Source organism: Cryobacterium sinapicolor (genome assembly GCF_004403465.1).
In the GTDB taxonomy this organism is placed as follows: Bacteria; Actinomycetota; Actinomycetes; order Actinomycetales; family Microbacteriaceae; genus Cryobacterium; species Cryobacterium sinapicolor.
Map to the genome: position 1 here is coordinate 66,284 of NZ_SOGQ01000034.1, position 25,294 is coordinate 91,577.

The window sequence follows — 25,294 nt, forward strand, 5'->3', positions numbered from 1 at the left end:
CGGGCGTCATGACCGATCCATCGAATTCCACAACTCACCTGCCCGACTCGGGCTCCCCGGGCTCAGCCGAGCACGACGGGTCCGCAGCGCCCGACGTTCCTGCGGTGCCCGGGCTGCGCTTCGTGACCCGCGGCGTCACCTCCACCGAAGCGGCGGCCGTGTCGGCCGTGCTGCACGGCCTGGTGCGTGAGGAGTCCGACAACCTGCATCAGGCGCCGGCGCGAGGCCAGAGCGCCTGGCACCGCAGCCAGCGAGGTGTCCGGGTGCCTCTGACGCCCGGCCGAGGCCACTGGCGCGGGTTCTCGGCCTGACCCTGCGGACCTTCGGTTCGGGAAGGGACTCCCGGTCCCCCTAAATGCCGACTTATATTGCCGAATCGGTTCGACCAAGATTGGTTTTGCTGGTGGAAATCCTCGGAGGTCCACAACCAAAGCCCGTCGACTAGGGTAAGCAGTCGGGTTTTGGGGGCAAGTCAGGGTGACATTCGGGTTGTCGCCCTGGCACGAAAGTCGAAAGGGATCAACCGCACGGTTGGTCCCTTTCGCATGTGCGGCGCGATTGGCCCAGATGGACGGGTGTTGCACACCGCCGCGTCGTTCGACTCCGAGGCCTGGAGCAACTCCGTCCCCAACGAATTCGACGGAGATTTTGCCGAGAATGGCCCTGAACGCCGCGAAAAATCCCCTTGAGGAGAGAATCTCCGTCGAATTGGTTCGGCGCCGGGCGCGCAGTCCCGCCGGGGCTGACCTAACCCTGACCGGACATGAGCACCGGGTTGCGCGGAATCTCCAGCCAGAGGTGCACCTCGGGTTCCGGCGACTCCTGGCCGAGGGCGCTCAACCTGGCGTCCGCACTGCTGAGACCGACGACGGTGACCGCTGTCGCGGATCCGTCGCCCGCGGTGCGGGCGATGATCGTGTCGGCCGTGGTTGAGTCGATCGCGTCCGCCAGGGTGTTGAGCACCGCTTCCAGCTCCGAGCCGCGGATGTCGTCGATGCTGCCCTCGTCGAGCAGGGTGACGATGGCGCCGCGGCGGCGGGCGGCCATCACCGCGTCGCGGACGGCGTCATTGAGCAGCTTGCGACCGCGGATCTCGTCCCGCACGGCCGCCTCCAGGTAGCGGGACTCCTGCCGTTGCTCGGCGGTCAGCTCACCGCCCTGGTCGATGATGCTCCGCAGCATGGGTGCGGCCAACCGGATGGTCTGGGCAAGCCGCACCTGGCGCTCGTAGAGGTGCGCTTCCTGGGCGGCCTGCCACTCGGTGGCCTCCTGCTCGGCCAGGGCGTACTGCCGGGCGTCGCGGCCGGCCTTCGCCAACGCCCGCGCCAGGATGACCGCGACCGCGACCCAGACCACGCTTCCGATGACGCCCATCGACCCCAGGGCGGCCGGGCCGGCCCAGAAGACCGTGTGCACGACCAGCGTCGCCGCGCCGACCCAGGCGAGCCACGGGCGCCGGCGGGTCGCGGTGATGGTCATCAGGGTGCCCACTGCCGCGACGTACCAGGTGGCGTAGCCGTTGTCGACGGAGCCGTCCAGCTGGCTCCCCACGAGCAGCGGCAGCATCGCGCAGACGGCGATGTTGAAGTACGCCAGCCACAGCGGCATCCGGATCGGGCTCGTCGGCCAGAGGCTGAGCACGGTCGCCACGCAGTAGACGAGAAGCGCCAGTGCCGCCGGCACCGGGCTGCGCGGCTGGCCCAGCGAGTAGAAGCCGAGCACGACGTGGTAAGTGGAGAACATGGCGGCCAGGGAGAGCACGAGTCCGCGCGGAACGGTGATCATTCGGGGCGTCCGTCCTCGGCCGGCGGCCACTCGAGGGTGATGGTCGTGCCGCGGCCGACCGCCGCGCACACCCGCACGGATCCGCCGGCGCTGGCCACCCGATCCTGGATTGAGATGCGCAGTCCGAGCCGTTCCGCCGGCACCAGGTCCGGGTCGAAGCCCACGCCGGTGTCGGCGATGGTGATGGTGCAGCCGCCCTGGGCGTTGCCGTTCATCGTCAGGGTCCGGTCGGGCTCGAAGCTCGGCGTGCCGGCATGCTGGGCGCTGTTCACCATGGCCTGCACGCTAGCGGCGAGGATCGCTTCGCTCGCGTGGGCCGGGAGGCGCAGCCCGTCGATCTCGCACCCGACGACGTCGAACGGCACCGGCAGCCGGTCCGCGGCGGCCCGGATCTGCGCGCTGAGCTCGCTGAAGGGAACCATGCTGTCGTCGCCGGCCGGCACGATGGCTGCGTCGTTGAGCCGGGTGAGAGCATCCGCTGCCATGCCGGAGGCCAGTTCCGCCGCCTTCGGGCTGGAGGCCGCGGCCGCGGCGAGGAACGTGGCCAGCACGCTGTCGTGCACGATCGAGTCGACCTGCACACGCTCGACCTCCGTCGCATGCTGGCGCACGGCGTTCCCGTACTGGTGCAGCGCGTTGGTCTGGGCGTTGTCGACCGCAAGGGCCGTCTGCCGCAGCATGAAGATGATGATCAGGATGACCTGGCCGAGAATGATCGCGTAGACCGCGTCCAGGGACGACAGGAGGAAATCGGCGTCGCCGCCGGACGGCATCGACCGCACCACCCCATAGACGATCGGCACGACCACCGTGTAAATCACGGCCCAGAGCACCGGGAAGGCCAGGGCTGCGCAGGCCGTTGCGATCGTGCACATGTACCAGAGCCACGGTTTTCCGTCGAGCACGGCCGCAGGGTCGCGCATCAGGAGCGGCCAGGCCAGCAGCGCCGCCAGGTAGAACATCGCGACGGTTCCGGCGGCTGCCCGCACCCCGACCTTGGTCACGGCGGCCACCACGACGGCGGCCAGCGACAGACCGAGCAGCAGCGGCGTGAGCAAACCCATCACCGGCATCCGCACCGGTGCCTGAGCGAGCATAATCGGCATCGCCTGGAGGGCGAAGACCACGCCGACCCCGGCGACGGAACGCGACGCCACGACTTCGATCCGGGTGCGGCTGATCGGGTTCCGCGGCTGTTTGGGTCTCCCGATCAGATCGGAATCTAGCAGCTCGGCGTCTGGCTGCGCCGCGGTGGAGCCCCGTGTTCCGGCGCCCGCAGGCTCACCCGCGGGCATCTCCGCCATCCGGGTCGAGGCCCGGCAGGATTCCGTCTTCGACGGCGCGCCGGAGCAGGTCCACCTTGGTGGGTGCCGGACGGCCGACCTCCACGTATTTCACGCGGATTCGGTCGAGGTACTCACGGGCGGTCGAATGCGCGATGCCGAGCTGCATCGCCACCATCTTGAGCGGGAGTCCCGAGGCGTAGAGGTGCAGCACATCGCGTTCGCGCCGGCCGAGCTGGGCCTTGGCGAAGTCGCGGTCGGCGTCGATGGCCGTGGCCCATTCGAGGTTGTTGAGCACATCGCCGCGGGCCACGGATGCGACGGCCGCCATGACCGTCGTCGTGGGCGACGACTTGGGGATGACGCCGGCCGCACCGGCGGCGAGCGCCTCGCGCACCAGGGCGACCCGGTCGGCGATACTGTGCACGAGCACCGACGCCCCCGTGCTCTGGGCCCGGTGCACATTGTCGGTAACGCGGGATCCGTCGCCCAGCGACAGGTCGAGCACGATGACGTCCACGGCGCGGCCGTCGATGCCGTCCACCAGCTCCTGCACGGTGGGTGCGGTGAAGACGACCTCATAGCCGACGTTCTCGCAGGCCGCTTTGATGCCCAGGCGCACCGACTCGTGATCGTCGGCGATACCCACCCGCACGGGATGGTTTTGCGCGCCGGCGTCGGGGGTTCCCGGGGCCGAGGGGAGAGGTGCTGCTGGCTGGTTCACGGTTCCTACGTCCTCACGTTGTCGTACACGTCAACGATAGCTACCGGGACAGGAGCGCGACGGCTTCGACATGGTGGGTATTGGGGAACAGGTCGAAGGCACGCAGTCGGCGAAGGGTGTACCCATGGCCGGCGAGGAGGGCGATGTCGCGGGCCAGGGCGACCGGGTCGCAGGCCACGTAGACGATCTGGGCCGGTCCGACGGCGGCGAGCAGGTCGATGACTTCCTTGCCGGCGCCGGAGCGGGGCGGGTCGAGGATCACCGTGGCGGCCGCCTGGCGGGCCCGGTCGGCGGCGCTCGAATCGCGCACCAGAGCGTTCAGGAACCGGTCGACGCGGGAGGTCTGCACGCTGGCCCCGACCCATTCGGCGAGGTTCTCGGCCGCGAAATCGGTGGCCTGCGGGTCGCTCTCGACGCTGGTCATCCGCACGGTGCTGCCGAAGCGGTCGCCCACAGCGGCGGCGAGCAGGCCCACCCCGCCGTAGAGGTCCAGGTTCGCCGCCCGCGGATCGAAGGCATCCGGGTCGATGCTGTCTTGCACCGCGCGGTAGAGGGTCTCGGCGGCGCTGGTGTGCACCTGCCAGAACCCGGCGGCGTCGAGGCGGAACTCGCGTTCGCCCACGACCTCGCGGATCAGTGTTTTCGGGGTGTGGCGGCGACGGCCCTTGTCGTCCTGTTCCGCCACCAGGATCTGCACGGTGCCCAGGCTCGGGGCGACGATATCGACGGATGCGGCGCCGGGGAACATTTTGTCCAGCGGTGCGGCCGCCTCCAGCAGGCGGTCGGCCAGCGGCAGGTCGCCGACCGGGATGACCCGGTGCGAGCGGGCGGCGTAGGGGCCGACCGAGCCGTCCTCGTCGACGTGCAGGCGCACGCGGGTGCGCCAGCCGGTGCCGTCGGCAGCGTCTCCGGGCGAGGCGTTGGGGCCGACCGGGACCGGCTCGACGGCGACCTCGGACTCGATGCCGGCCATCCGTTTCAGGGCGTCGGCCAGAACCTGCCGCTTCAGCTCACGCTGGAAGCCGAGCTCGATGTGTCCGAACTCGGCGCCGCCGGCACGGTCGACGGGGTCACGGTCGAGGGCAGCCGCAGCCCAGATGTGCGGCTGGCGCTCCGGTGCGGGGGTGAGGACCTCAACGGTCTCCGCCCGCCAGAAGCTCTTGTGGCTGGCAGAGGTCAGCCGGGCGCGCACGCGCTCCCCCGGCAGGGTGTCGCTCACGAAGACCACGCGGCCCTCGTGCCGGGCGATGAAGATACCGCCGTGAGCTACGTTGGTGACGTCGAGTTCGAGTTCCGCGCCCACTTCTGCGGAGTGCCCGCTCGAATCTGCCTGAATGTCATTGCTGGTGCCCATCCTTCGATGATCCCACACCGCTCCCGCCCCGATCGAAGGAAACCCATGCGCTTGTACCTCGCGTCCACGTCTCCGGCCCGGCTGATGCTGCTGCGCACCGCCGGGATCGAGCCCGTCACCGTCGCGCCCGACGTCGACGAGGACGTGGTCGCCGCCGATGCCGCCCGAGCCGCCGGTGGGCCGCTCACCCCCCACCGGGTCGTGGAGTTGCTGGCTCGGGCCAAGGCGGAGGCCGTCTCCCGCACCCTGACCGGCAGCGGCGACATCGGCGACGGCCTGGTGCTCGGGGGCGACTCGGTCTTCGTGATCGACGACGTCATCTACGGCAAACCGCACACCGCCGCGAAGGCGCGGGAACGCTGGCACCTGCAGCGCGGCCGCACCGGGCAGCTGTACTCGGGACACTGGCTGATCGAGCACTCGGAGGGCGTGGCCGGGCGGGCTGTCGGCGCCGTGGCCGTCGCCGACGTCACCTTCGCCGACGACATCGAGGACGCCGAGCTGGACGCCTACATCGCTACCGGCGAGCCTCTGTACGTGGCCGGGGCCTTCACCATCGACAGCCTCGGGGCGCCGTTCATCACCCACATCAGCGGGGATCCGTCCACCGTTGTCGGGCTCTCGCTGCCGACCCTGCGCCGGCTCGTGACCGGGCTGGGCCACGCGTGGCCGAGCCTGTGGAACCGCCCCCGCGACTGACAGGGCGCCGGTCTTCGAGCCCGATTGTAGGCATCCGCACCTTTCCCGCACCCCTTTTTGTGGGAGAGAACCAAAAACCCGGCTGCTCTGCCCCATAAGCTAGGGCACTGTGCCCCCAATAACGAAGGTCCTCATCGCAAACCGGGGCGAAATCGCCGTCCGGGTGATCCGAGCCGCAAAAGACAGCGGCATAGCCTCGGTTGCCGTCTACGCCGACCAGGATCGCGACTCGATGCATTCGCATCTGGCCGACGAGGCCTACGGTCTCGACGGAACCACGAGCGCCGACACCTATCTGGTCATCGAGAAGCTGCTGTCCGTGGCCCGACGGTCCGGCGCCGATGCCGTGCACCCCGGCTACGGGTTCCTCGCCGAGAACGCCGACTTCGCCCGCGCCGTGATCGGCGCCGGCCTGATCTGGATCGGCCCCTCCCCCGACGCCATCGAGAAGCTCGGTGACAAGGTTTCCGCCCGGCACGTCGCCGAGAAGGTGCACGCGCCCATGGCGCCCGGCACTCTCAACCCGGTGGCGGATGCCGCGGAGGTGCTCGATTTCGTCGACCTCCACGGCCTGCCGGTCGCCATCAAGGCGGCCTTCGGCGGCGGTGGGCGCGGCCTCAAGGTCGCCCGCACCCGCGAGGAGGTGCCCGAACTCTTCGACTCCGCAACCCGCGAGGCCATCGCCGCGTTCGGTCGCGGCGAGTGCTTCGTCGAGAAGTACCTGGACAAGCCGCGCCACGTCGAGACTCAGTGCCTCGCCGACGCGGACGGCACCGTCGTCGTCGTCTCCACCCGCGACTGCTCGCTGCAGCGCCGCCACCAGAAGCTGGTCGAGGAGGCTCCGGCGCCGTTCCTCACCCACGCGCAGCGTGACGAGATGTACCGCGCGTCCAAGGCGATCCTCGCCGAGGTCGGCTACGTCGGCGCCGGCACCTGCGAATTCCTGATCGGACAGGACGGCACCGTCTCATTCCTGGAGGTCAACACCCGGCTGCAGGTCGAGCATCCCGTGTCCGAGGAGGTGACCGGAATCGACCTGGTGCGAGAGCAGTTCCGCCTGGCCGAGGGCGGCCGCCTCGACTACCCCGACCCGGCGCCGATCGGGCACTCCTTTGAGTTTCGCATCAACGGCGAGGATGCCGGCCGCGGCTTCATGCCGGCCCCGGGACCCGTGCACGTCTTCAAGCCCGCCGGCGGCCCCGGTGTGCGCGTGGACAGCGGTGTCACGGCCGGTGACGTCATCTCGGGCTCGTTCGACTCCCTGCTCGCCAAGCTCATCGTCACCGGCGCCACCCGGGAGGAGGCGCTCGAGCGCTCCCGCCGGGCCCTGGACGAGTTCGAGGTCGCCGGTCTCCCCACCGTGCTCCCGTTCCACCGCCGGATAGTGCGCGACCCTGCCTTCGCCCCGGCGAACGGCGAGCCGTTCACCATCTTCACCCGGTGGATCGAAACCGAGTTCGTCAACGACATCGAGCCGTGGAACGGCTCACCGGAGGAGCTGACCGGCCCCGCGAAGCACCACAACGTCGTCGTCGAGGTGGAGGGGCGGCGGATCGAGGTCAGCTTGCCGGTCCGCCTGCTGCCCGGCGGGGCTTCCGAGAGCACGGCCGGCCCGGCACCCCGTCGGCGCGGCGGCTCCCACGCCGTCAGCTCCGCTACCGGTGATGCCGTGCACGCCCCGATGCAGGCGACCATCGTGAAGGTGGCCGTGGCAGAGGGAGACCTTGTCGTCAAGGGCGACCTGCTGCTCGTGCTCGAGGCCATGAAGATGGAGCAGCCGCTGACCGCGCACAAGGACGGCGTCGTCGGCAACATCGGCGCGATCATCGGAGCGACCGTGGCCTCCGGCTTCCTACTGATGGCCGTCCTCGACGGCGACCCTGTCGGAGCCTGACGCGCGACGCCCGCTCGTCCCAGCCCGCCGCTCCTCCCCCGTCCGCTCCCACTGACCCGCGAGTTGCGGACATGACACCCTCGCTACCGAAACGAAGGTGTTTTCTCCGCAACGGCGGGCAGGCGGGGAGGTCAGAGCACGATGTGCATGGCGCGGGCGGCATCCGTGATCGAATGCGTCAGCGACGGGTAGACCGGGAACGCGCGCGCGACCTCGTCGACGGTGAGCCGGTGCTCCACGGCCAGGGCCAGCGGGAAGATCAGTTCGCTGGCCTTGGGTGCCACGATCACGCCGCCGATCACGGTTCCGGTGGTGGTGGTGGCGAACAGCTTGACGAAGCCGTCCTTGATGCCCATCATCTTGGCGCGCGGGTTCGAGGCCAGCGGGAGCTTGTAGATGCTGCCGCGGGTGAGGCCGTCCTCGATCTGCTTCTGGGTCCAGCCGACCGTGGCGATCTCCGGCTGCGTGAAGATGTTCGCCGCGACGTTGCGGATCTCGATCGGGTTGACCGCGTCGCCCATGGCGTGGAACACGGCGGTGCGCCCCATCATCGAGGCGACGGATGCCAGCGGCAGCTCGGTCGTGCAGTCCCCGGCCGCGTAGATGTTCGGCATCGACGTGCGCGCGACCCGGTTCACCCGGATGTGACCGGATTCGGTGAGTTGCACGTCGGCCTCCTCGAGGCCGAGGCCCTTCGTGTTCGGAACGGATCCGACCGCGATCAGGCAGTGGCTGCCCTCGACGGTGCGGCCGTCAGACAGTGTGGCGAGCACGCCGACCTCGGTGCGTACGACGGACTCGGCGCGGGACTTGCTGAGCACGACCATGCCGTTGCGTTTGAAGACGTTCTCGACCACGTTCGCGGCGTCGGCGTCCTCGCCGGGCAGCACCCGGTCGCGGCTGGAAATCAGGGTGACCTTGGCACCGAGGGCGCGGTAGGCGGAGGCGAATTCGGCCCCGGTGACGCCGGAGCCCACGACGACCAGATGCTCGGGCACGGCCCGCAGGTTGTAGAGCTGCGTCCAGGTGAGGATGCGCTCGCCGTCGGGGATGGCGGTCGGCAGGATGCGCGGGGTCGCCCCGACAGAGACGACGATCGTGTCGGCCTCGATCCGGTCGAAGTCGATGCCGGAGCCGTCCTCGGCCGTGGACACGATCACTCCGCGGGTGCCGTCCAGTCGGCCGTGGCCGTGCACCAGGTTCACCCCGGCGCGCATCAGGGTCGCCTTCATGTCTTCGGATTGCTGCCGGGCCAGGGCCAGGAGCCGCTTGTTGACCGCGGCGAGGTTGATGGCCACCTCGGGGCGGGCCGGCTTGCCCTTGTCCCCGCGCACGAACAGCTGCACGCCGAGCTCGGTCGCATCGTGGATCGAGTTGGTGGCCTCGGCCGTCGCGATGAGGGACTTGGATGGGACGACATCCGTGATCACGGCCGAACCGCCCACGCCGACGCGTTCGATCAGGGTGACCTCGGCGCCCTGCTGGGCGCCGGCCAGTGCGGCCTCGTACCCGCCGGGACCCCCGCCGAGGATAGCGATGCGCTGCTTGCGTTCGAAGTCGTAGGCCATGCACATATTCTCCTGCCCCGGCGCGCCCGCCGCCAAACCCCGGGGCCCCGCTCCCCCACCCGCGAACCAATTCGACGGAGATTCTGCCGAAAACTGACGTTGCGGCCCTTTTTCGGCTGCTCATTTGCAGAATCTCCGTCGAATTGGGCAACGGACCATCTCCGAAATCGGCGGGCAATTAGAGTGGGGGAATGCTGAAGACCGACATTAATCCGCTTGACACGCCAGAAACCGATCCGTTCGAAGTTGCACGGACCGCCGCTTCTGAGATCGCCGAGGCCACGGGCGTAGCCCACCACGACATCGCCCTGACCCTGGGCAGCGGATGGGGCAAGGCCGCCGATCTCATCGGCGAGACCACGCACACCCTCGACGCGCAGTACATCACCGGTTTCAGTGCACCGGCACTGGCCGGCCACGCCGGCACGCTGCGGTCGGTGCTCCTGCCCAACGGAAAGCGCGCCCTGCTCATCGGCGCCCGCACCCATTACTACGAGGGCCACGGCGTCCGCCGGGTCGTGCACAGTGTGCGCACCGCCGCCGCCACCGGCGCGACGACCATGATCCTCACCAACGGTGCCGGCGGCATCCGAGAGACTTGGAGAGCCGGCACCCCGGTGCTGATCAGCGACCACATCAACCTCACGGCCGACTCGCCCCTCGAGGGCGCCACGTTCGTCGACCTCACCGACCTCTACTCGCGCCGCCTGCGCGACCTTGCCCGCACCATCGACCCGTCGCTCGACGAGGGCGTGTACTGCCAGTTCCGCGGCCCGCACTACGAGACGCCCGCCGAGGTGCAGATGGCCAAGGTCATCGGCGGCCACATCGTGGGTATGTCGACCGCCCTCGAGGCGATCGCCGCCCGCCAGTCCGGCATGGAGGTCCTCGGCCTGTCCCTGATCACCAACCTCGCGGCCGGTATCCAGCAGGAGCCGCTCAGTCACTCCGAGGTGCTCGAGGCCGGCGCGCTCGCCGAGCCCGTCATCAGCGCGCTCCTCGCCCGGATCGTGGCCGCACTGTGAGCCTCGACAACACCGGCCCGCAGGCGACCGGCCGACACTCCGCCGACGCAGACGCCGCTCCCACCACCGACCCCGGCACTGACCCCACCACCGATGCCGGCACCGAATCCGACGCCACCGCCCTTCCCGACACGATGGTCATCGAGACCGTCGACGCCGACACCGGCACCGGCACCGGCACGAATGTCGAGACCGGAACCGATCCCGCTCCGGCCACGGATGCCGCCATCTCCGTGATCGCCGTGGCCAACGCCTGGCTCGGCCAGGACCCCGATCCCGAGACCCAGGCCGAGTTGCGCCTGCTGCTGCGCGGTGCCGGAGACGGCGACGCCACGGCTCTCGCTGAACTGCACGACCGCTTCGACGAGCGCCTCGCCTTCGGCACGGCCGGGCTGCGCGGTGCCATCGCCGCCGGCTCCAACCGGATGAACCGCGTGCTCGTCTGCCAGGCCGCCGCAGGCCTGGCCGCCTTCCTGAAGAGGACCACAGCCCCGGGCCGGGTCCCGTCGGTCGTCATCGGCTACGACGGGCGCAAGAACTCGCAGGTCTTCGCTACCGACTCGGCCGCGATCATGGCTGGAGCCGGGGTGCGCGCGATCCTGCTCCCCCGTCTGCTGCCGACCCCTGTGCTCGCGTTCGCGGTTCGCCACCTCGACGTCGGCGCGGGCATCATGGTCACCGCCTCGCACAATCCGCCCAACGACAACGGCTACAAGGTCTACCTGGGCGGAGCCAACCAGGGCTCGCAGATCGTCTCGCCCGACGACGCCTCTATCGCAGCCGAGATCCTGCGCGTCGCCGCGGAGGAACGGGTTCCCGATCTGCCCCGTGCACCCTACGAGACCGCCCCCGAGGCGGTCGTGCAGGCCTACATCGACGCGACGGCGGGCCTCGCGCACCGACCGCGGGCCCAGGTCAACACCGTTTATACGGCCCTGCACGGCGTCGGCTGGGATACCACCCGCCGGGTGTTCGAGGCCGCCGGCTTCGACCTGCCCACCCTCGTCGACGCGCAGATAGCCCCGGACTCCGCCTTCCCCACGGTCTCCTTCCCCAACCCCGAGGAACCCGGCGCAATGGACCTCTCCTATGAAACGGCCCGGGAGGCCGGCGCCGAACTGATCATCGCCAACGACCCGGATGCCGACCGCCTCGCGATCGCCATCCCGCACGAGGGTTATCCCGGCGGCTACCGTCGTCTCAGCGGCAACGAGGTCGGGGCCATCCTCGGCTGGCGGGCCGCCGAACTGGCCGCGAGCGCCACCGGTGACGGCGGCGCCACCGGCACCCTCGCCTGCTCCATCGTATCCACCCCGGCGCTGGAAGCAGTGGCGAAGGCCTATGGGCTCCGGTTCACCGACACCCTCACCGGCTTCAAGTGGGTGTCGCGCGCGCCCGGTCTGATCTTCGGCTTCGAGGAGGCCCTCGGCTACCTGGTGAACCCCGAGACCGTGCGCGACAAGGACGGTATCTCCGCCGCGGTGGCGCTGCTCTCCCTGGTCAGCGACCTGAAGGCGGAAGGGATCACCCTGGCCCAGCACCTCGACCGGTTCAGCGAACGCTTCGGCCATTTCGCCTCCGGTCAGATCTCCGTGCGCGTCACCGACCTGACCGAGATCGAGCGGGTCATGGCGCGGCTGCGCGAGACGCCCCCGGCCTTCGTCGGCAGCCTCGCCGTCGACCACATCGACGACCTCTCCGAGGGCTTCAACGGGCTGCCGCCCAGCGACGTGCTGCGCATCCGCCTGGCCGACGGTTCGCGTGTCATGGTGCGCCCGAGCGGCACCGAGCCGAAGCTCAAGGTTTACCTCGACACCAGCAGTTCCAACGGCACGGTCGCCGAACGCCGGGCCGCCGCCGAGGCGACCCTCACCGAGCTGGACCGAGGCATGCGCGAGCTGATCGCCTAGCCCCCGGGCGGTTCCCACCGCCGTCACCGTGCCCGTTCCGGTCGAGAGTGCCCGCTAGAGCGGGCACTCTCGACCGGAACGGGCACTTTGGCGTGTGGGTCCCGGGCCCGGCACCGCTACAGCGCCACAACACGGGGGCGAGCGGGTCAACTGGTGCCACGGGCACCGTCGCGCGGCCGGCAGGCCAACGGGCGGCAGGCGACTCAACGGGTGGCACGGGCACCGGCGGGCGGCAAGTCAACGGGCGGGAGGCAAGTCAAGGGGCGGTAGGCAGCCGGGGACACCGACGGGCAGCAGGCCGATGGACAGGGCGCAGGTCAGCCCAGGGCTGCTTCCAGCTTGGCGGCAAGCTCGTCCACGTCGAAGTAGTTGTCGATCACGACGATGTCGGCGTTGGTTTTGCCGATGGCGGCGACCAGCTCGGAGGAGGTCAGGATAACCTGCGCATCCGCGCCGACCGTGCGCACGCCGGCGACGTCGGTGGCGGTCACATCGGCCTCGATGTCGAGCCGCGCCAGCGCACGCTCGGCGTTGATTTTGAGGATGGCGGAAGTTCCCACTCCCACCCCGCAGAGGGCGACGATCTTCATGAGGGCTCCTCGGTTGGTGTGGGCACGCCGAGCAGGGCACGGATGGCGTCGGCCTCCGTCGCCGCGGCGAGCGAGGGGATGACGTGCGGGTCGTTGAAGACGTTGGCCAGCTCGGCCACGAGCAGCACGTGCTCGTCGGAGCTGGTGACGGCGAGGCCGAGCACCACGCTGACCGGATCGTTGTGCGGATGTCCGAACGCGACCGGTTCGGCCAGGGTCACGATACTGAGGCCCTCGGAGTGCACATCGGGGCCGGGCCGGGCATGGGCGAGGGCCAGCCCGGGGGCGATCACCACGTAGGCGCCGAACTCCTCGATGACGGCGATCATGCGTTTCGTGTATTCGGGGGTCGTGGCACCGGAACGCTCGAGGGCGTCACCGGCGGCGGCCACCGCGCCGCGCCAGTCGTCGACGTGGACGCCGATCGCGATGGCTTCGAGGGGCAGGGGCGGAAGGGGCATGGGAACTTTCACGGGGTATAGGTGGTCGGCTTTCGAGAGGAGATCAGGCGCTTTCGAAACCGGCGACGATGGTGTCGGCCAGCTCTTCGCGTTCCTCGAGCGGCAGGAACGCGGCCTGCGCAGCGTTGAGCTGAAACACCTCGAGGTCGTCGATGTCGTAGCCGAACGCATCGCTGAGCAGTGCGAGCTCCTTGGTCAGGGTCGTGTTGCTCATCAGCCGGTTGTCGGTGTTGACCGTGACCCGAAAGCCCAGCTGGTAGAGCAGGTCGAAGGGGTGGTCCAGCAGGTCCTCGCCCCAGGTGGCGATCGCGCCGGTCTGCAGGTTCGACGACGGGCTCAGCTCAAGGGCGATCTCGCGGTCGCGCACCCACTGCGCCACCGGGCCGAGCGTGACATAGGTGTTCTCCGCGTCTTCGCGGCCGATCACGATGTCCTCGGCCACGCGCACGCCGTGGCCCAGGCGCAGCGCCCGGCCGTCGTAGAGCGCCCCGCGGATGCTCTCCAGCCCGTCGGCCTCGCCTGCGTGCACGGTGACGGGCAGGAAGGCCTGGGCCAGGAAGTCGAACGCGTCCCGGTGATTGTGGGCCGGGAACCCCAGTTCGGCGCCGGCGATGTCGAAACCGACGACCCCGTTGGAGCGGTGCCGCACGGCGAGCTCAGCGATCTCCAGGCTCCGATCCGCGTGCCGCATGGCGGTGATCAACTGGCCGATTCGGATCCGGGAACCGGCGTCGGCGACCAGCGCCATGCCGGCCTCGATGCCTTCCTGCACCGCCTCCACCGCCTGGTCGAGGGTAAGTCCACGGGTCAGGTGCTGTTCGGGCGCCCAGCGGACCTCCCCGTAGATCACGCCGTCGGCGGCGAGGTCTTCCACGAATTCGCGGGCCACGCGCACTAGTCCCTCGCGGGTCTGCATGACGCCGACGGTCACGTCGAAGGTCTTCAGGTAGTCGACCAGGTTGCCCGAGTCGGCCTGGGTGCTGAACCACGAGCCCAGCGCCGCCGCATCTGTCGCCGGCAGGGACGCCCCGACCGCCTCGGCCAGCTCGATAATGGTCTGGGTGCGCAGCCCGCCGTCGAGGTGGTCGTGTAGCGAGATCTTCGGCAGCGCGTTGATGCTGGTGCCGGCTCCGGGCAGCAGATAATCCTCAGGGCTCTTGTTCACCCCTCCAATCTACCGGCTGGGTGCTGAGAGTCACGCTGCTGGGCCGACCAGGCCCGCACATCCGCTCAGATGAGCGGGCCCGCGGCGCACGGCCCGAGGGCGCACGGCCCCAGAGCGCACGGCCCGAGGACGCGCGGAACGGGGCCGTACCGGCGGCTTAGCGCCCGATGCGCTCGGCGATCAGCGGGCCGCCGTCGAGCACGGGTTCCCCGGGGTCGCCGATGCGGTAGGCGCCGTCCACGGCTTCCAGGGCCCGCGCGAAGCGCTCGGGCTCGTCGGCGCTGAGGGTGAACAGAGGCTGGCCGGCTCGCACGGTGTCGCCGGGCTTGGCGTGCAGGTCGATTCCGGCGGCGTGCTGCACGGGATCCTGCTTGCGGGCCCGGCCCGCGCCGAGGCGCCAGGCGCCGATGCCGAACGGCAGTGCTTGCTGCTCCACGAGCACCCCGTCGCGCTCGGCGGTGACGACGTGGGTTTCGCGGGCCATGGGCAGCGGGGCGTCGGGGTCGCCGCCCTGCGCACGGATCACGTCGCGCCACTTGTCCATGGCGCGCCCGTCGGTGAGGGCGGATTCTACGTCGACGTCGGTGATGCCGACCAGGGCGAGCATCTCCCGGGCCAGGGCCACGGTGAGCTCGACGACATCCGCCGGCCCGCCGCCGGCGAGGACCTCGACCGATTCACGCACCTCGTTGGCGTTTCCGATGGCAAGCCCGAGCGGCACGTTCATGTTGGTGAGCAGAGCGGATGTCGCCACGCCCGCGTCCTCTCCCAGCGCCACCATGGTGCGGGCGAGTTCGCGGGAGCGTTCGATGTCTTTCAGGAATGCGCCCGACCCGAACTTCACGTCGAGGACGAGGGCGCCGGTGCCCTCGGCGATCTTCTTCGACATGATCGACGACGCGATCAGCGGGATCGCCTCGACGGTGCCGGTGATGTCGCGGAGCGCATAGAGTTTGCCGTCGGCCGGGGCGAGCCCGCCGCCGGCGGCGCAGATCACGCCGCCGAATTCCTGCAACTGCGCGAACATCTCCTCGTTGGTCAGGTGTGCGCGCCAGCCGGGGATCGATTCGAGCTTGTCGAGGGTTCCGCCGGTGTGACCGAGGCCGCGGCCGGACAACTGCGGCACGGCCGCGCCGAAGACGGCCACAAGGGGCATCAGCGGCAGGGTGATCTTGTCGCCGACGCCGCCGGTGGAGTGCTTGTCGGTGGTCGGTTTGCCGAGGCCGGCGAAACTCATCCGCTCGCCACTGTTGAGCATCGCCATGGTGAGATCCTTGATCTCCCGGCGATTCATGCCGTTCAGGAAGATCGCCATGGTCATGGCGGCCATCTGCTCGTCGCCGACGTAGCCGCGCGTGTACGCGTCGATCAGCCAGTCGATCTGCGGCGTGCTGAGCTCACCCCGATCACGCTTGGCGTGGATCAGGTCCACGGCGTCGAAGGCCTCGATACGATTCTGGTTCAAGCTCACAACTACTCTTCCTGGTATTCGGCGAGCTGCCTCGGCCCGAAGGCGTCCGGCAGCACTTCATCGATGGTGCGCACACCCGACACGGTCTGCAGCAGCATGCCGGGCGCGGAGTGTTCGTACAACAACTGGCGGCAGCGGCCGCAGGGCATCAGCGTGCGTCCGTTGCCGTCGACGCAGGTGAACGCGACGAGGTGGCCACCGCCGGTCAGGTGCAGCATGGAGACGAGGGCGCACTCGGCGCAGAGGGTGAGCCCGTAGGAGGCGTTCTCCACGTTGCATCCGCTGATCACCCGCCCGTCGCTGACCAGGGCCGCGGCACCGACCGGGAATTTCGAGTACGGCACGTAGGCCTTGCCCATCGCCGTCGTGGCGGCTTCCCGCAGAGCGACCCAGTCGATTTCGGCGGCCTTCGAGAGGGCGCCCGGCGTGGTCCCGGTCACGATTTGATGTACGGCTTGCCGGATGCCGCCGGGCCCCGGGACATTCCGACGAACCCGGCTACGGCGAAGATGGTGACCAGATACGGCAGCATGAGCATGAACTCGCTCGGCACTGGCGAGCCGATGATGCTGAGCACGTTCTGCAGGTTGCTTGCAAACCCGAACAGGAGGGCTGCGAGGGTGGCCCGGATCGGGTCCCAGCGGCCGAAGATCACGGCGGCGAGGGCGATGAAGCCGGCTCCGGCGGTCATCTCCTTGCCGAAAGCGCCGACCGAACCGAGGGTGAAATAGGCGCCGCCGAGTCCGACGATCGCGCCGGCGAGCGACACGTTCCAGAACCGGGTGCGGGCGACGTTGATCCCCACCGTGTCGGCCGCCTGAGGGTGCTCGCCCACGCTGCGCAGGCGCAGGCCCCACCGGGTATGGAAGATGCCGTAGTACACCAGGGCGACGGCCACGTACATGATGTAGACGATCAGCGTCTGCCGGAAGAAGACCGGGCCGATGATCGGGATCTCGCTGAGCAGGGGGATGTTGATGCGCTCGAACCGCGGCGGCTGGTTGAGCAGCGCCGCATTGGGCGCCATCACCTGGGAGTAGAGGAAGCCGGTGACGCCGATCACGAGCACGTTGAGCACGACACCGACGATGACCTGGTCGACGAAGTACTTGATCGAGAACGAGGCGAGCACCATCGAGACGAGCACACCGGCGAACATGGCCGCGACGAGGCCGAGGATGGGCTGGTTGGTCAGGGACGCCACCATGGCCGAGGTGAACGCCCCGGCGAGCAGCTGGCCCTCGATCGCGATGTTGACGACGCCGACCCGCTCGGAGATGACACCGCCGAGTGCGCCGAAGATCAGCGGTACGGCCAGGCTGAGCGAACCGAAGAGCAGTCCGGGCACCGGGATGGACTCGCCGGCGGCGGCCCAGACCAGGAATCCGATCAGGAAGAGCACCGCGAAAACGGCGATCAGCCAGATCGGCACCTTGCGCCGGGACTGCACCAGCCACACGCTCACGCCCGCGATCAGGAGCAGCAGCACGCTGATGACGATGCCGGTCATCCGGGTGGGCAGCTCGAGATCGGGAAGCTGGATCAGGTCGCTCGTGGTGGAGAGCCGCATGGTGCTGACACCCTCGCGGCCGAAGACCACCAGGAGCACGAAGGCGAAAACCGTGAAGACTCCGAGGGCGATCGGAGCCTTCCAGCTCTTCACGTTCTCGAACTCGGGGCGATCGTCTGCGGCGGGCAATACGGGCTGGACGGCCGGAGCTACTGTGCTCACTTTGCAGCCACCTCCTGGGAAACGTTGGGCAGTGCACGGCGGGGCGCGGAACCCGGGGCCGGCAGGCGGAAGATGGCCCTCACGAGAGGCGGAGCCGCAATGAAGAGCACGATCAGCGACTGCACGACGAGCACGATGTCGATCGGCACACCCTCGGCCGCCTGCATCGAGAAGCCGCCGGCCTTGAACGCTCCGAACAGGATGCCCGCGGCGAACACGCCCCACGGTTTGGACCGGCCCAGCAGGGCGACCGTGATCGCGTCGAAGCCGATGCCCGAGTCGAGCCCGGCACCAAACCCACTCGTGGTGGTGCCGAGCACCTGGTTGATGCCGGCCAGGCCGATCAGCCCGCCCGAGAACAGCATCGCGTAGACGTAGATTCGTTTCACGCTGATGCCGGCGACGCGCGCCGCGTGGGGGTTCAGCCCCACGGCCCGGAACTGGAAGCCCAGGTTCGACCGGGACAGCAGCCACCAGGTGAAGATCGTGGCGGCGATGGCCAGGATGAACCCGAAGTGCAGGGAGTAGGTCGAGCCCAACAGATCGGGGAAGACCGCGGTGGCCTTGGTCGCCGGACTCTTCGGGTTGTTCGACCCGGGCGTCTTCAGGAAGCCCTCGCGCAGCAGGTAGCTGACCAGGTAGAAGGCGACGTAGTTGAGCATGATCGTCGTGATCACCTCGTGGGCACCGGTGCGGGCCTTGAGCAGACCCACGATCCCGCCCCAGAGGGCACCGCCGAGGACGCCGGCCACGAGGGCGGCGACCATGTGCAGGCCGTAGGGCAGGTCGACCGCGAAGCCGACCCAGCCGCCGAGGGCTGCGGCGATCAGCATCTGGCCGCGACCACCGATGTTGAACATGCCCACCCGGAAGCCCAGGGCCACGCCGAGCCCGGCCATGATCAGCGGGGTGGCGAAGGTGAGCGTTTCGGTGAGCGGCTTGATGCCGGCCGCGAAACTCGGCCGGCGGAAGTTGTAGACCGACCCCTGGAACAGGGCCGAATACGCACCGGCCACGGAGTTCCAGACTTCCCGCAGCAGGTCGCCCGGCCGGGAGAAGAAGTAACCGGCGGCTTCCTGCACACCGTCGTTGGTGAAGGCGATCATGATGCCGCCGACGAAGAGTGCGAGCACGACGGCGAGCACGGAGATGATGGCGTTGCCGGTGGTGATCTCGCGGAACGCCTGGTTCCAGCGGGACGGCTGTTCGGGGTCCGGCGTCGCCGGCGTCCCTGACTCGGTTATGGGACCCTGTGTCGCGCTCACGCGGCAGCTCCTTCTCCGGCGGGCGTTTCGCCGGCCATCATCAAACCAAGAACGGCGCGCGGCGTGTCGCCGGGAACGATGCCGACGATGCGCCCGCGGTACATGACCATGATCCGGTCGGCCAGGGCCGCCACCTCGTCGAGCTCGGTCGAGATGACGATCACGGGCGTGCCGGCATCCCGGGTCGCCACGATGCGCTCGTGCACGAACTCCACCGAACCGACGTCGAGTCCGCGGGTGGGCTGGGCCGCGATGAAGAGGCGCAGGTCACGGCCGAGCTCGCGGGCGAGCACGACCTTCTGCTGGTTGCCGCCGGAGAGCTTGCCGACCGGGGTCTCGATGCCCTGGGCGCGCACGTCGAACTCCGTGACCTTCTTCTCGGCGAACGCGGCGAGGACGGCTCGCTGCACGTTCCAGCGCTTCACGAAGGGTTTCGAATTCGAGCGGTCGAGCATGAGGTTCTCGGCGATGCTGAATTCGCCGACCAGGCCGTCTTCGTTGCGGTCCTCCGGAACGAAACCGACACCGGCTTCGAGCACCTGGCGCACCGAGTGCCCGCGCAGCGACGTGCCGTCGAGGGTGATCTCACCGGAGACCCGCGGCTGCAGGCCCATCAGCGCCTCGGTGAGGTCGGTCTGGCCGTTTCCCTGCACCCCCGCGATGGCGAGGATCTCGCCGCTGTGCACGTCGAAGCTGACGTTGTTGACGAGGATCTGCCCGTGCGGGTCGAGCACGGTGAGGTTCTTCACTGAGAGAACCGCCGCACCGGGCCGGGCCGGAGACTTGTCCACGGTGAGGTCGACGGCACGGCCGACCATCTGGGTGGCCAGTTCGACGTTGGTCGCGGTCGGGGAGGCCTCGCCGACGACCTTGCCCAGACGGATGACGGTGATCCGGTCGGCGACCTCGCGCACCTCGCGCAGCTTGTGCGTGATGAAGACGATCGAGGTTCCGCTGGCCTTGAGCTGGCGCATGATGACCATCAACTCGTCGGTCTCCTGCGGGGTGAGCACGGCGGTCGGCTCGTCGAAGACGAGTACCTTCGCGTCTCGGGAGAGCGCCTTGATGATCTCGACCCGCTGCTGCACGCCCACGGGGAGGTCCTCGACGAGGGCGTCCGGGTCGACGTCGAAACCGAAGCGCTGGGAGATCTCGCGGACGTGCTGGCGAGCAGCGGGCAGGTCGAGGCGACCGCCGGTCTTGGTCTCCTCATGCCCGAGCATGACGTTCTCGGCCACGGTGAACACGGGGATCAGCATGAAGTGCTGGTGCACCATGCCGATTCCCGCGGCCATGGCGTCGCCGGGTCCGCTGAAGTGCTGCGGGACACCGTCGAGCAGGATCTCGCCCTCCTCGGCCCGGTACAGGCCGTAGAGCACGTTCATCAGGGTGGATTTCCCCGCGCCGTTCTCACCGAGAAGTGCGTGGATTTCTCCGGCCTCGACGGTGAGGTCAATGTGGTCGTTAGCGACCAGGGCACCGAATCTCTTCGTAATGCCTCGAAGTTCGAGCTTCATGTGGACGATTCTATTCAGTGGCGAGCGAAAGTTGACGCTCTTGCTCATATGTTGGCGGGAGGACAGAGTTCGCTCGCGTGTGCCTGAACTCGGCCTCACGGAGTGCACCCTTTAAGGCGGGAGGGGAGGCCCGCTCGATGCGTGCCTCCCCGACTGCGTTTCTTGTGCTGCTGTGGTGCTTCGGTGCTACTTCGGGGTCGCGGGCGACTCAACCGTGAGGGCGCCGCTGATGATGTCGGCCTTGATGGCCTCGATCTCGGTCATGACCGCGGGGTCGACCTTGGATTCCCAGTCGTGGAGCGGGGCGATGTCGACGCCCTCATTCTCGAGCGTGCCCACGTACGGGGTGGCCGAGAAGTCGCCTTCGGCGTCATCGAGGATGATCTGCTCGGTGGCATCCGTCATCTTCTTCAGCACCGAGGTGAGGTACAGCGGAGCGAATTCGGGCGTGGTCTCGAACAGGTCGCTGTCGACACCGATGATGGCGACGTCCTTGCCGGAGTCCTGGATGGCCTGCGCGGTGCCCTGGAAGAGCGGTCCGGCAACCGGGAGGATGATGTCTGCGCCGCCGTCGATCAGCCCGGTGCTCAGGGCCTTGCCCTGGTTGATGTCGTCGAAACCACCGGCGAAGAGACCGGTCTGAGCGGCCTTGTCCCAGCCGAGGACCTTGACATCGGTGCCCTTCTTCTCGTTGTGGTACGCGACGCCGTCGACGAAGCCGTCCATGAAGATGGTGACCGACGGGAACTGGAGTCCGCCGAAGGTTCCGACGACACCGGTCTTGGAGGTGCCTGCGGCCAGGTAGCCGGCCAGGAAGGCGGCCTGCGCGGTGTCATACAGGACCGGCTTCACGTTCTCGAGCTCGAGCGGGCTGAAGTCATCGTTGGAGAGCGCGGAGTCGATCAACGCGAAGTTGGTGTCCGGCGCGGCCTGGGCGGCGTCGCGGGTGGCATTGGCCAGGGCGAAACCGACCGTGAGGACGAAGTCGCAGCCCTGGTCGACCATGCTGGAGACGTTCGGGCCGTACTGGTCCTCCGACTTGGACTCGGCCTGCTGGAATTCGATTCCCAGGTCGTCGGACGCCTTCGTGATGCCCTCGAAGCTGGACTGATTGAACGACTTGTCGTCGAATCCGCCGAAGTCGGAGACGATGCAGGGCAGGTAGTCCGACTCGGCACCGCCGGTGGTTCCCTCATCGGTCGGCGCCGGCGCGCAAGCTGCGAGAAGGGCCACGACGCCCAGCGTGGCGAGGCCGCTGAATGCGACCCGTCGTTTCATGATTGTCAAAATGACCTCCAATGGTCGCCCGGCGCGGGTTCGCAGGGGGCTGTATTGGACTACACGCTACCGAAAGATCCACTGCTCAAAGGAGCAAACCCGGCCCGCGCGCGAAAGGTTATCAAGACGCGATATTGGCCCGCGGCAGCCCTGCCCGCCACCGCGGCCCCATCCAGTGCAAAAGTGCCCTCGATCGGGGGGTTCGATGCCGGTTAGAGGACGTCGCTACTCCCGGACAGCTTCAGCGCGTCGACGACGGCCTTCACCTTCTGCGCGTTGGCGCTGGTGGTGATCAGGAGGGCGTCCGGGGTGTCGACCACCACGATGTCCTCGACGCCGATGAGGGCGATCATCCGCCCGGTGTGACTGACCACGATCCCGCTCGAGGAGTCGGCGAGCACCCGGGCACCCTCGCCGAGGATGGCGAGGTCCCGCTTGCGGCCGTTGGCGAGGATTTTCGCGATCGACGCGAAGTCGCCGACGTCGTCCCAGTCGAACTGTCCGGGAATCACGGCCAGCTTGCCGCGGGCGGCAACCGGTTCGGCGACCGAGTAGTCGATCGCGATCTTCTTCAGACGCGGCCAGACACGGTCGACCACGGCGCCGCGCCGCGGGGTGTCCCAGGCGTCGGCGAGTTCCAGCAACCCGGCGAGCAGTTCGGGCTCAGACGCCCCGATCTCTTCGAGCAGGCGGTCGGCGCGGGCGATGAACATGCCGGCGTTCCAGAAATAGGTGCCGTTCGCCAGGTAGTCCTGAGCCGTGGCCAGGTCGGGCTTCTCCACGAAGGAATCCACCGAGAGGGCGCTGGCTGCTCCGGCGATGTCCAGGGGGCCGGCGGTCTTGATGTAGCCGAAGCCGACGGCCGGCTCCGTGGGCTGGATTCCGATGGTGACGATGTAGCCGGCGTCGGCGGCGCGCACGGCGTCGGCGACCGCCTGACGGAACAGGTGGGGCCCCTTGATCACGTGGTCGGCGGCGAAGGAGCCGATGATGACGCCCGGTTCGCGTTTCTCCAGGATGGCCGCGGCCAGGCCGATCGCGGCGGTGGATTCGCGCGGCTCACTTTCGAGCACCACGTTCCGGTCGGCCAGCTCGGGCAGCTGCTCCTCGACGGCGGCCCGGTGCGCGCGACCGGTGACGACCATGATGCGCTGCTCGCCCGACAGCGGCGCGAGCCGGTCCCAGGTGGCCCGCAGCAGGGTCTGGCCGGACCCGGTCAGGTCGTGCAGGAATTTGGGGGCGTCGGCACGTGAGAGAGGCCACAGCCGGGATCCGATGCCACCGGCCGGGATCACGCTGTAGAAACGGTCAAGAGGTTCCGTGGACTGAGGCATTCGGCCAGACTACCGCCCGGTCCGCGCCGTTCACGGTGCGTTCACCTGCCCGCCGGGGGGCCTGCCTACGCTCGCACCATGAGGGTTGCACTCATCACCGAAAGTTTCCTGCCCACGATCAGCGGAGTCACCACGAGCGTGTGCAGGGTGCTCGAGCACCTCGCCCGCACGGGCCACGACGCGATGGTCATCGCCCCGGCCGGCGCTCCCGACGAGTACGCCGGGTTCCCCGTGCACGGCATGCCCGCGGCACGCTACCGGCAGTTCCCGGTCGGGATGCCCAGTCCGCAGGTGCACCGGCTGCTGGCCGATTTCGCCCCCGACGTGCTGCACGCCGCCTCGCCGTTCCTGCTCGGCGCCCAGGGCATCGCGGCCGCGAACCGGCAGGACGTGCCCAGCGTCGCCATCTTCCAGACGGATGTCGCCGGCTACGCCCGCCGCAACCGGCTCGGCCCGGCCGCGCAGTCGGCCTGGCGCTTCGTCAAGTGGGTGCACGAGGGAGCCGACCTCACCCTGGCTCCCTCCTCCGCGTCGATGAGCGATCTGCGCCGCATCGGCCTGCGCCGGCTTGCGCACTGGAACCGCGGCGTCGACCTGGTCGGCTACCACCCCAATCGGAGATCCGATCCGGAGGTGGCCGCCCTCCGGCGCCGGCTGGCCCCGAACGGGGAGGTCGTCGTGGGTTACGTCGGCCGCCTGGCACCGGAAAAGCAGGTGGAGAGGTTCCGGGCGCTGCGGGGGATGCCGGGCATCCGTCTCGCCCTCGTCGGCGACGGCCCCTCGCGGCCGGCGCTCGAGCGGGAACTCGCCGGGATGCCGGTGACTTGGCTCGGCCGTCTGGACGGAGCGGACCTGGCCCGGGCCTATGCGAGCTTCGACCTATTCCTGCACGCGGGCACCGAGGAGACCTTCGGCCAGACCCTGCAGGAGGCGCACGCCGCCGGTCTTCCGGTGGTCGCTCCGCGCGCCGGCGGCCCGATCGACCTGGTCAGCCATGGTGAGAACGGCTTCCTCTTCCACCCGGACGACGAACGGGATCTGCGCCGCTTCGTCGCCCTGCTGGTGCTGGACCCCGCGCTCCGGCGACGCATGGGTGAGGCCGGGCGCCGCAGCGTGCTCGGCCGATCCTGGGAAAATGTCTGCGGCACGCTGCTGGAGCACTACGAGCACGTCATCGACGAACGCGCCGCCGTACGCGCCATGGTTGCGGTTCCGCTGTCAATGCAGCGATAGCCGGGCATTCGCGTTTTATCTCGGCACAGAGACACTTATAATTGTCTCACGTGCGTATTGCGCATTGTCGGCCTGATTCGTCGAGGCCGCTACTCAGCCAGGGAGGGTTGGTCATGCCAGAGCAGGCAGCGACACTGACATCCCAGCAGAAGACGACATCACGTCGCCCCGCCGGAACCCTGTATCGGGGCCGCGAGGGCATGTGGTCGTGGGTTCTCCACCGCATTACGGGTGTTGCGATCTTCTTCTTCTTGCTGGTTCACATCTTGGACACCGCGCTGGTGCGCGTCAGCCCCGAGGCCTACAACGCGGTCATCAGCAGCTACCAGACGCCGATCATGGGCCTCGGTGAAACCGCGCTGGTCGGGGCCATCGTCTTCCACGCTTTCAACGGGCTGCGGATCATCCTGATCGACTTCTGGAATGCCAAGTACCAGAAGGCCATGTTCTACGTTGTGATCGCCCTGTGGGTGGTAACGATGCTCGCCTTCGTGCCGCGCCACCTGATCAACGTGTTCAGCCACTAAGCGGGGAGAGCCATGACATCCACAATCGAAGCTCCCCGCAGCCCCTATTCCCGCGCGCCGCGATCCCGCGGCGTGAACTGGGAGAAGTGGGGCTGGATCTACATGCGCGTCTCCGGCGTCGTTCTGGTCGTGCTCATCTTCGGCCACCTCTTCGTCAACCTGATGGTCGGCGAGGGCGTCAGCGCCCTCAACTTCGCCTTCGTCGCCGGCAAGCTGACCACCCCGTTCTGGATGGTCTGGGACGTGCTCATGCTCTGGCTCGCCCTGATCCACGGCGGCAACGGCATGCGCACGCTGGTCAACGACTACGCCACGCAGCGCCTGACCCGAGGCATCCTGAAGTCCGCCATCCTGGCGGCCGTCGTGATCCTGATCGTGCTCGGCACCCTCGTGGTCTTCACGTTCGATCCCTGCCCGGCCGGCTCGCCCGCCGACCTTCTCCCCTCGTTCTGCCCGGCCAGCTAGGAGCTGCTAACACA

General features: G+C 68.8%; 23 protein-coding genes. 8 read left to right on the forward strand and 15 right to left on the reverse strand.

The features are described from left to right. Positions 1–8 precede the first annotated feature (8 nt). Positions 9–311 (forward strand): acyl-CoA carboxylase epsilon subunit, encoded by a 303-nt coding sequence (locus E3T28_RS07510; RefSeq protein WP_134429433.1) that lies wholly within the window; start codon positions 9–11, stop codon positions 309–311. Positions 312–747: 436 nt separating this feature from the next. Here the strand turns inward: E3T28_RS07510 and E3T28_RS07515 are convergent, their stop codons facing one another. The 4 genes from E3T28_RS07515 to E3T28_RS07530 form a co-directional block, all read right to left on the reverse strand. Continuing rightward, positions 748–1,785, reverse strand: a complete 1,038-nt coding sequence (locus E3T28_RS07515) for a hypothetical protein (RefSeq protein WP_134429434.1) — start codon at positions 1,783–1,785, stop codon at positions 748–750. Beyond that, positions 1,782–3,080 carry a sensor histidine kinase gene (locus tag E3T28_RS07520; protein ID WP_134429435.1) on the reverse strand — a complete coding sequence of 433 codons (1,299 nt, stop codon included), beginning with the start codon at positions 3,078–3,080 and terminating at the stop codon, positions 1,782–1,784. The genes E3T28_RS07515 and E3T28_RS07520 overlap by 4 nt, the downstream gene beginning before the upstream one ends. Continuing rightward, complete coding sequence (locus tag E3T28_RS07525; RefSeq protein WP_134429552.1) at positions 3,067–3,723, reverse strand: response regulator transcription factor; 657 nt, start codon at positions 3,721–3,723, stop codon at positions 3,067–3,069. The genes E3T28_RS07520 and E3T28_RS07525 overlap by 14 nt, the downstream gene beginning before the upstream one ends. A gap of 109 nt (positions 3,724–3,832) precedes the next feature. After that, complete coding sequence (locus E3T28_RS07530; protein WP_134429436.1) at positions 3,833–5,146, reverse strand: class I SAM-dependent RNA methyltransferase; 1,314 nt, start codon at positions 5,144–5,146, stop codon at positions 3,833–3,835. A gap of 45 nt (positions 5,147–5,191) precedes the next feature. Between E3T28_RS07530 and E3T28_RS07535 the strand changes: the two genes are divergently transcribed. Both E3T28_RS07535 and E3T28_RS07540 read left to right on the forward strand, forming a co-directional pair. Next, entirely contained in the window at positions 5,192–5,845 is a 654-nt protein-coding gene (locus E3T28_RS07535; RefSeq protein ID WP_134429437.1) for a Maf family protein, read from the forward strand. Between the two features lie 109 nt (positions 5,846–5,954). Beyond that, positions 5,955–7,739, forward strand: coding sequence for an acetyl/propionyl/methylcrotonyl-CoA carboxylase subunit alpha (locus E3T28_RS07540; protein ID WP_134429438.1), 1,785 nt, complete (start codon positions 5,955–5,957; stop codon positions 7,737–7,739). Between the two features lie 131 nt (positions 7,740–7,870). Here the strand turns inward: E3T28_RS07540 and E3T28_RS07545 are convergent, their stop codons facing one another. After that, positions 7,871–9,307, reverse strand: a complete 1,437-nt coding sequence (locus tag E3T28_RS07545) for an NAD(P)H-quinone dehydrogenase (protein WP_134429439.1) — start codon at positions 9,305–9,307, stop codon at positions 7,871–7,873. Between the two features lie 191 nt (positions 9,308–9,498). On the opposite strand from E3T28_RS07545, the gene E3T28_RS07550 reads away from it, so the two are divergent. Together E3T28_RS07550 and E3T28_RS07555 are read left to right on the forward strand one after the other, a co-directional pair. Continuing rightward, complete coding sequence (locus tag E3T28_RS07550) at positions 9,499–10,332, forward strand: purine-nucleoside phosphorylase (RefSeq protein ID WP_134429440.1); 834 nt, start codon at positions 9,499–9,501, stop codon at positions 10,330–10,332. Positions 10,333–10,466: 134 nt separating this feature from the next. Next, a complete protein-coding gene (locus tag E3T28_RS07555; protein ID WP_134429554.1) occupies positions 10,467–12,242 on the forward strand; it encodes a phospho-sugar mutase in 1,776 nt (591 codons plus the stop codon). 317 nt (positions 12,243–12,559) lie between these two features. Here E3T28_RS07555 and E3T28_RS07560 read toward each other — a convergent pair whose 3' ends face one another. The 10 genes from E3T28_RS07560 to E3T28_RS07605 form a co-directional block, all read right to left on the reverse strand. Further along, entirely contained in the window at positions 12,560–12,832 is a 273-nt protein-coding gene (locus E3T28_RS07560) for a PTS sugar transporter subunit IIB (RefSeq protein ID WP_134429441.1), read from the reverse strand. Beyond that, entirely contained in the window at positions 12,829–13,293 is a 465-nt protein-coding gene (locus E3T28_RS07565; protein WP_134429443.1) for a PTS sugar transporter subunit IIA, read from the reverse strand. The genes E3T28_RS07560 and E3T28_RS07565 overlap by 4 nt, the downstream gene beginning before the upstream one ends. A gap of 43 nt (positions 13,294–13,336) precedes the next feature. Next, the gene (locus tag E3T28_RS07570; RefSeq protein ID WP_134429445.1) at positions 13,337–14,458 is read right to left on the reverse strand and encodes an adenosine deaminase; all 1,122 of its coding nucleotides are present in this window, start codon (positions 14,456–14,458) and stop codon (positions 13,337–13,339) included. A 157-nt stretch (positions 14,459–14,615) separates the two neighbouring features. Beyond that, entirely contained in the window at positions 14,616–15,923 is a 1,308-nt protein-coding gene (locus E3T28_RS07575) for a thymidine phosphorylase (RefSeq protein ID WP_198417168.1), read from the reverse strand. Between the two features lie 8 nt (positions 15,924–15,931). Then, positions 15,932–16,369: a cytidine deaminase gene (locus E3T28_RS07580; RefSeq protein ID WP_255575855.1), complete on the reverse strand. Its 438-nt coding sequence runs from the start codon at positions 16,367–16,369 to the stop codon at positions 15,932–15,934. Continuing rightward, positions 16,366–17,661, reverse strand: coding sequence for an ABC transporter permease (locus E3T28_RS07585; protein ID WP_370260436.1), 1,296 nt, complete (start codon positions 17,659–17,661; stop codon positions 16,366–16,368). The genes E3T28_RS07580 and E3T28_RS07585 overlap by 4 nt, the downstream gene beginning before the upstream one ends. Continuing rightward, positions 17,658–18,926 carry an ABC transporter permease gene (locus E3T28_RS07590; RefSeq protein WP_174776823.1) on the reverse strand — a complete coding sequence of 423 codons (1,269 nt, stop codon included), beginning with the start codon at positions 18,924–18,926 and terminating at the stop codon, positions 17,658–17,660. Before E3T28_RS07590 ends, E3T28_RS07585 begins: the two co-directional genes overlap by 4 nt. Beyond that, complete coding sequence (locus E3T28_RS07595) at positions 18,923–20,443, reverse strand: ABC transporter ATP-binding protein (protein ID WP_134429449.1); 1,521 nt, start codon at positions 20,441–20,443, stop codon at positions 18,923–18,925. Before E3T28_RS07595 ends, E3T28_RS07590 begins: the two co-directional genes overlap by 4 nt. Positions 20,444–20,629: 186 nt before the next feature. Next, on the reverse strand, positions 20,630–21,721 hold the full coding sequence (locus E3T28_RS07600; protein WP_134429561.1) for a BMP family lipoprotein: 1,092 nt from the start codon (positions 21,719–21,721) through the stop codon (positions 20,630–20,632). 212 nt (positions 21,722–21,933) lie between these two features. Continuing rightward, a complete protein-coding gene (locus tag E3T28_RS07605) occupies positions 21,934–23,055 on the reverse strand; it encodes a mannose-1-phosphate guanylyltransferase (protein WP_134429450.1) in 1,122 nt (373 codons plus the stop codon). 78 nt (positions 23,056–23,133) lie between these two features. On the opposite strand from E3T28_RS07605, the gene E3T28_RS07610 reads away from it, so the two are divergent. The 3 genes from E3T28_RS07610 (at position 23,134) to E3T28_RS07620 (ending at position 25,280) form a co-directional block, all read left to right on the forward strand. Continuing rightward, entirely contained in the window at positions 23,134–24,288 is a 1,155-nt protein-coding gene (locus E3T28_RS07610; RefSeq protein WP_134429452.1) for a glycosyltransferase family 4 protein, read from the forward strand. 113 nt (positions 24,289–24,401) lie between these two features. Further along, positions 24,402–24,815, forward strand: a complete 414-nt coding sequence (gene sdhC, locus E3T28_RS07615; protein WP_134429454.1) for a succinate dehydrogenase, cytochrome b556 subunit — start codon at positions 24,402–24,404, stop codon at positions 24,813–24,815. Positions 24,816–24,827: 12 nt separating this feature from the next. Continuing rightward, positions 24,828–25,280: a succinate dehydrogenase hydrophobic membrane anchor subunit gene (locus E3T28_RS07620; protein WP_134429456.1), complete on the forward strand. Its 453-nt coding sequence runs from the start codon at positions 24,828–24,830 to the stop codon at positions 25,278–25,280. The last annotated feature ends 14 nt before the right edge of the window (positions 25,281–25,294 follow it).

Bases quoted from the DNA above. Each gene is read 5' to 3' on its own strand.
- E3T28_RS07510 (WP_134429433.1), top strand. From the start codon at position 9: ATGACCGATCCATCGAATTCCACAACTCACCTGCCCGACTCGGGCTCC.
- E3T28_RS07515 (WP_134429434.1), bottom strand. From the start codon at position 1,785: ATGATCACCGTTCCGCGCGGACTCGTGCTCTCCCTGGCCGCCATGTTC.
- E3T28_RS07520 (WP_134429435.1), bottom strand. From the start codon at position 3,080: ATGCCCGCGGGTGAGCCTGCGGGCGCCGGAACACGGGGCTCCACCGCG.
- E3T28_RS07530 (WP_134429436.1), bottom strand. From the start codon at position 5,146: ATGGGCACCAGCAATGACATTCAGGCAGATTCGAGCGGGCACTCCGCA.
- E3T28_RS07535 (WP_134429437.1), top strand. From the start codon at position 5,192: ATGCGCTTGTACCTCGCGTCCACGTCTCCGGCCCGGCTGATGCTGCTG.
- E3T28_RS07545 (WP_134429439.1), bottom strand. From the start codon at position 9,307: ATGGCCTACGACTTCGAACGCAAGCAGCGCATCGCTATCCTCGGCGGG.
- E3T28_RS07550 (WP_134429440.1), top strand. From the start codon at position 9,499: ATGCTGAAGACCGACATTAATCCGCTTGACACGCCAGAAACCGATCCG.
- E3T28_RS07555 (WP_134429554.1), top strand. From the start codon at position 10,467: ATGGTCATCGAGACCGTCGACGCCGACACCGGCACCGGCACCGGCACG.
- E3T28_RS07560 (WP_134429441.1), bottom strand. From the start codon at position 12,832: ATGAAGATCGTCGCCCTCTGCGGGGTGGGAGTGGGAACTTCCGCCATC.
- E3T28_RS07565 (WP_134429443.1), bottom strand. From the start codon at position 13,293: ATGCCCCTTCCGCCCCTGCCCCTCGAAGCCATCGCGATCGGCGTCCAC.
- E3T28_RS07595 (WP_134429449.1), bottom strand. From the start codon at position 20,443: ATGAAGCTCGAACTTCGAGGCATTACGAAGAGATTCGGTGCCCTGGTC.
- E3T28_RS07600 (WP_134429561.1), bottom strand. From the start codon at position 21,721: ATGAAACGACGGGTCGCATTCAGCGGCCTCGCCACGCTGGGCGTCGTG.
- E3T28_RS07605 (WP_134429450.1), bottom strand. From the start codon at position 23,055: ATGCCTCAGTCCACGGAACCTCTTGACCGTTTCTACAGCGTGATCCCG.
- E3T28_RS07610 (WP_134429452.1), top strand. From the start codon at position 23,134: ATGAGGGTTGCACTCATCACCGAAAGTTTCCTGCCCACGATCAGCGGA.
- sdhC (WP_134429454.1), top strand. From the start codon at position 24,402: ATGCCAGAGCAGGCAGCGACACTGACATCCCAGCAGAAGACGACATCA.
- E3T28_RS07620 (WP_134429456.1), top strand. From the start codon at position 24,828: ATGACATCCACAATCGAAGCTCCCCGCAGCCCCTATTCCCGCGCGCCG.